Here is a 5,385-nt window from a genome sequence, read left to right on the forward strand (position 1 = left end):
CGCTGGAGGCGGCCCTGCGCGAGGCCGGGGAGGTGCGCGACGACCTGCTCGCCGCGCTCGACGAGGACGAGCGGGCGACCCTGCACGCGCTGCTCAGTAAGGCGTACGCCGGGCTGGAGCCGCGGGCACGGGCCTGAGACGCCTCCGGCGGCCGTCGCCAAGCGGTCTCAGGCGCCGGAGCGGTCTCGGACGCCGGAGCAGTCTCAGCCGGCGGTGAGCCAGACGTAGCCGGCGAAGCGCCCGGTGCGCTGTTCCCGCCGGTAGGAGTAGAGGTCGGCCGTCTCGATCGTGCAGCGGTCGTCGTGCCGGACGTCGGCCACGCCGGCCCGGGCGAGCTGGGCGGCGATCCCCGCCCTGATGTCGAGCGCGGGCGTGCCCTCCCTCGTCCGCGACCAGGTCTCGGGCACGCGGGCGGCGACGCGCTCGCGCAGGTCCTCCGGCACCTCGTAGCACCGCCCGCACGCCGAGGGCCCGATCACCGCGACCATCCGCTCCGGCTCGGCCCCCCGGGCCGCCATCGTCTCGACCAGCGCGGGGACCACGCCCGCCTCGGTGCCGGGCCGTCCCGAGTGCGCGCCCCCGACCAGGCCGGCCACCGGGTCGGCCACCAGCACGGGCGCGCAGTCGGCGACCAGGACCGCCAGGCCGAGCCCGGGACGGTCGGTGAACACCCCGTCCAGCGCGGGCGGGTCGTCCCCGAACGGCCGTGCGGCGTAGGCGACGTCGGTGCCGTGGACCTGGCGCATGAACACCACCTGGTCGAGCCCGAACTCCGCGGCCGTCTTCGCCCGGTTCTCCGCGACCGCCGCGGGGTCGTCCCCCACCGCCCCGCCGAGGTTGCGCGTGCCGTACGGTCCGGCGCTCACGCCGCCGTGCCGGTCGGTGAAGGCCATCCGGATCCGGTCGATCGCAATCACCCGATTAGCGTACGGCCAGGGAAGGAGCGTGACATGCGCGCGGTGGTGTACGAGGAGTTCGGCGGGCGGGCCGAGGTGCGCGAGGTGGCGGACCCGGTGGCGCCGCCGGACGGTGTGGTGATCAGGGTCGAGGCGACCGGGATGTGCCGCAGCGACTGGCACGGGTGGATGGGCCACGACGCGGACATCACCGTCCTGCCGCACGTGCCCGGGCACGAGCTGGCGGGGGTGGTGCACTCGGCCGGGCCGGGGGTCTCCGGCTGGCGGCCCGGCGACCGGGTCATGGTGCCGTTCATCTGCGCCTGCGGGAGCTGCCGCGAGTGCGTCGCCGGCGACCAGCAGGTGTGCGAGCGCCAGACGCAGCCCGGCTTCACCCACTGGGGGTCGTTCGCCGAGCTCGTCGCGATCGACCACGCCGACGTGAACCTCGTACGGCTGCCGGACGGCATGGCGTTCGCCACGGCGGCGAGCCTGGGGTGCCGCTTCGCCACCGCGTTCCGGGCCGTCGTCGAGCAGGGGCGGGTCCGGGCGGGCCGATGGCTCGCCGTGCACGGCTGCGGCGGGGTCGGGCTGTCGGCCGTGATGATCGGCGCCGCCGTGGGCGCGCGGGTGGTCGCGGTGGACGTGTCCCCCGCCGCCCTGGATCTGGCCAAGCGGTTCGGCGCGGCCGAGTGCGTCCTGCTCGGCGAGGGCGGCTCTCCCGAGGAGTCGGCCGCCCGGGTCAGGGCGGCCACCGGGGGCGCCGGCGCCGACGTCTCCCTCGACGCGCTGGGTGACGCCGCGACCTGCGCCGCGTCGATCGGCGGCCTGCGCAGGCGGGGCCGCCACGTGCAGGTGGGCCTGCTCCCCGGGGAGACCTCCCTGCCGATGGGCCGGGTGATCGCGCACGAGCTGGAGATCGTGGGCAGCCACGGCATGGCCGCCCACGCCTATCCCCCGATGCTGGAGCTGATCGCGGCGGGCGTGCTCCGCCCCGACCTGCTGGTCACCCGCACCATCGGTCTCGACGACGCGGCGGACGCGCTGACCCGGCCGGGCGCGTCCGCCGGCGTCACCATGATCATCCCTGGTGGGTGAGCGACGCGTAGAGCTCGTGGGTGCGCTCGGCGATCCGCCGCCAGGAGAAGTGCTCGATCGCTCGCGCCCGCCCGGCCTCGCCCATCGCGGCGGCCAGGCGCGGATCGCCGAGCACCGCGTTCACCCGCTCGGCCAGCGCCGCGGCGAACGCCTCGGGGTCGTGCGGCTCGCCGTCCGCGCCCTGGTCGATCGGGACGAGCAGGCCGGTCTCGCCGTCGGCGACGACCTCGGGGATGCCTCCGGTCGCGGTCGCCACGACGGCGGTCTCGCACGCCATCGCCTCCAGGTTCACGATGCCCATGGGCTCGTAGACCGAGGGGCACACGAACACGGTGGCGTGCGTGAGGATCCGGATCACCTCGGGCCTGGGCAGCATCTCGGAGATCCACACCACGCCCTTGCGGGAGGCCGACAGCTCGCGCACGAGCGCGGTGACCTCCTCGGCGATCTCCGGCGTGTCGGGCGCGCCCGCGCACAGCACCAGCTGCGCCGCCGGGTCGAACGAGCGGGCCGCCCGGAGCAGGTGCACCAGGCCCTTCTGCCGGGTGATCCGCCCCACGAAGACGACGTACGGCACGGCCGGGTCGATGCCGTGCCGCACCAGCGCATCTGCGCCCCGGGAGGGCGCGTACTCCTCGGTGTCGATGCCGTTGTGGATCACCCGTACGCGCTCGGCGGGGATCTCCGGGTAGGCCGTGAGCACGTCGCGGCGCATGCCCTCGGACACCGCGATGATCGCGTCGGCCGACTCCAGCGCGGTCCGCTCCGCCCACGACGACAGCGTGTAGCCGCCGCCGAGCTGCTCGGCCTTCCACGGCCGCAGCGGCTCCAGGCTGTGGGTGGTGGCGACGTGCGGCACGCCGTACAGCATCTTGGCGACGTGGCCGGCGAAGTTGGCGTACCAGGTGTGGCTGTGCACGACGTCGGCGCCCTCGCAGCCGGCGGCCATCTCGACGTCGACGCCGAGCACCTGCAGGGCGGCGTTCGCGCCCGACAACCCCCCGGGGACCGCGTAGGCCTCCACTCCGGGCTCGTCGCGCGGGGCGCCGAAGCAGCGAACGCGCACGTCGGCCAGCCGGCGGAGCTCCCGCGCGAGGTACTCGACATGGACTCCGGCGCCGCCGTACACCTCGGGTGGATACTCACGGCTCAGCAGATCGACACGCATACGAGTGAGCTTAGAGTCCCCGATCCGCACTGTTTGCCGGTGTCCCTGGTGTTTGTTAGCCATTTCGCGGGTTAAGGTCCTGCCTATGAAGGTCCTGGCGATCGTGCTCGCTGGTGGTGAGGGCAAGCGGCTGATGCCGCTGACCGCGGACCGGGCCAAGCCCGCCGTGCCCTTCGGGGGTATCTACCGGCTCATCGACTTCGTGTTGTCGAATCTGGCCAACGCGCACTACTGGCAGATCGTGGTGCTGACGCAGTACAAGAACCACAGCCTGGACCGGCACATCTCCCGGACGTGGCGGCTGTCGTCGATGCTCGGCAACTACGTGACCCCGGTGCCCGCGCAGCAGCGGCTCGGGCCGCGCTGGTTCGCCGGATCGGCAGACGCGCTGTTCCAGAACCTGAACCTGATCTACGACGAGATGCCCGACCACGTGATCGTCTTCGGCGCGGACCACATCTACCGGATGGATCCCCGTCAAATGGTCGACCAGCACGTCGCCTCGGGCGCGGACGTGACCGTCGCGGCGATCCGCCAGCCCCTCGAACTGGCCGACCAGTTCGGGGTCATCGAGGCCGACCCCTCGGGCCGCCGGATCGTCGCGTTCCGCGAGAAGCCGAAGGACGCGGTGGGGCTGCCCGACGCGCCCGACCAGATCTTCGCCTCGATGGGCAACTACGTCTTCAAGACCCAGGCGCTCATCGAGGCCCTGCGCGAGGACGCCCTCGACCCCAGCAGCAAGCACGACCTCGGCGGCAACATCATCCCGATGTTCGTCAAGAGCGGCGGCGCCGAGGTGTACGACTTCGCGGACAACGTGGTGCCCGGCTCCACCGAGCGCGATCGGGGCTACTGGCGCGACGTGGGGACGCTCGACGCCTACTACGAGGCCAACATGGACCTCATCTCGGTGCAGCCGGTCTTCAACCTCTACAACGACCGGTGGCCGATCTACACGGGCAACGACCCGCTGCCGCCGGCGAAGTTCGTGCACAACGAGGGCGACCGGGTGGGGCACGCGCTGGAGTCGCTCGTGTCGCCCGGGGTCATCGTGTCGGGCGGCACGGCGTTGCGCTCGATCCTGTCCCCCGGCGTGGTGCTGCACTCCCACTCGCACGTCGAGGACTCGGTGCTGATGGGCTCGGTCAAGGTCGGCAGGGGCGCGATCGTCCGCAAGGCCATCATCGACAAGAACGTGGTGATCCCCGACGGCGCCCGGATCGGCTTCGACCTGGAGTACGACCGCCAGCGGTTCGCCGTGACCCGCAGCGGTGTCGTCGTCATCGGGAAGAACGAGATCATCGACCGCTGAGCCGCGGGCCCGTCCGCCCCGTGCCGTCCGCCCTGCGCCGTCCGCTCTGTGCCGGTCGTGGGCTGCGGGCAGGCGGCCCCGGCCTTTCCCGCATCCTCCCGGAGCGCGGCAAAATGTGTGGATGGATCTCGATATCAGCGCGGTTTGTGATGCGTTCGGCCTCGGCCTGGCGGTGACGCGAGGACTGCGGGTGGCCGGCTACTACCACAACGAGGTGTGGCGGCTCGACACGATCACCGGCGCGTACGCCGTGAAGCGGCTGCCGCCGTCGGCCGCGCCCGACGTGGAGATCGAGGTCTCCGCCTGGCGGGCGGGCATCCCGGTGCCCGAGCCGGTCCCGTCGCCCGCGACAGGAGCGTACGTGGTCCCCATCGGGGACGGCTCGGTCCGGGTGCACCGCTGGCTCGACGGGAAGGCGCCCGCCCTCGACGATCTCAGCCCCGAGCTGTCGGCCGCGATGGGCGAGTTGGTGGCCGCCGTTCACACGGCCGGTCGTGACATCGCTACGCAGGAACCACCGCGGGCGGACCCCGCCGGCCCCACGGATCCGGCGTCCGGACCGGCCGGCCTCTCGGCCGCGACCGCGCGACCGGCCGGCGCGGGCACCCTGACCATGTCCCATGGCGACCTGCACCCGAAGAACGCCCTGCTCCGGTTCGACGGCAGCCTGGCGATCATCGACTGGGACACCGCCGGTCCGTACGTCGCCGAGCAGGAGGCCGCGGGCATGGCCCTCGACTGGGCGGCCCGCCTCGACGGGAGCGTCGACGTCGACCGATTCGACGCCGCCGTGTACGGCTACCGCAAAGCCGGCGGCGACATCCCGGCGGAACCCTGGGTCTTCGGCGGCTGGGTGCGCGGCTATCTGGCCTTCCTCGACGGAGCCGGGCGAGACGAGCCCACGGGCACGC

At 73.0% G+C, this 5,385-nt stretch carries 5 protein-coding genes; 3 read left to right on the plus strand and 2 right to left on the minus strand.

The features are described from left to right. Window positions 1-203 precede the first annotated feature (203 nt). A complete protein-coding gene (gene pgeF, locus AB0J39_RS37985) occupies window positions 204-893 on the minus strand; it encodes a peptidoglycan editing factor PgeF (protein ID WP_363473833.1) in 690 nt (229 codons plus the stop codon). A gap of 57 nt (window positions 894-950) precedes the next feature. Here pgeF and AB0J39_RS37990 point away from each other — a divergent pair, with 57 nt between their 5' ends. Continuing rightward, window positions 951-1,994, plus strand: a complete 1,044-nt coding sequence (locus AB0J39_RS37990; protein ID WP_363473826.1) for a zinc-dependent alcohol dehydrogenase family protein — start codon at window positions 951-953, stop codon at window positions 1,992-1,994. On the opposite strand, the gene glgA is transcribed toward AB0J39_RS37990, so the two are convergent. Continuing rightward, a complete protein-coding gene (gene glgA / locus AB0J39_RS37995; protein ID WP_363473828.1) occupies window positions 1,978-3,162 on the minus strand; it encodes a glycogen synthase in 1,185 nt (394 codons plus the stop codon). The two genes, AB0J39_RS37990 and glgA, sit on opposite strands and share 17 nt — an antisense overlap. Before the next feature lie 4 nt (window positions 3,163-3,166). Here glgA and glgC point away from each other — a divergent pair, with 4 nt between their 5' ends. After that, window positions 3,167-4,474 (plus strand): glucose-1-phosphate adenylyltransferase, encoded by a 1,308-nt coding sequence (gene glgC / locus AB0J39_RS38000; RefSeq protein ID WP_363473830.1) that lies wholly within the window; start codon window positions 3,167-3,169, stop codon window positions 4,472-4,474. A gap of 121 nt (window positions 4,475-4,595) precedes the next feature. Next, on the plus strand, window positions 4,596-5,385 hold a 790-nt coding region (locus AB0J39_RS38005; RefSeq protein ID WP_363473832.1), incomplete at its 3' end, for a phosphotransferase.

Source organism: Microbispora sp. NPDC049633 (assembly GCF_040675265.1).
Lineage (GTDB): Bacteria > Actinomycetota > Actinomycetes > Streptosporangiales > Streptosporangiaceae > Microbispora > Microbispora maris.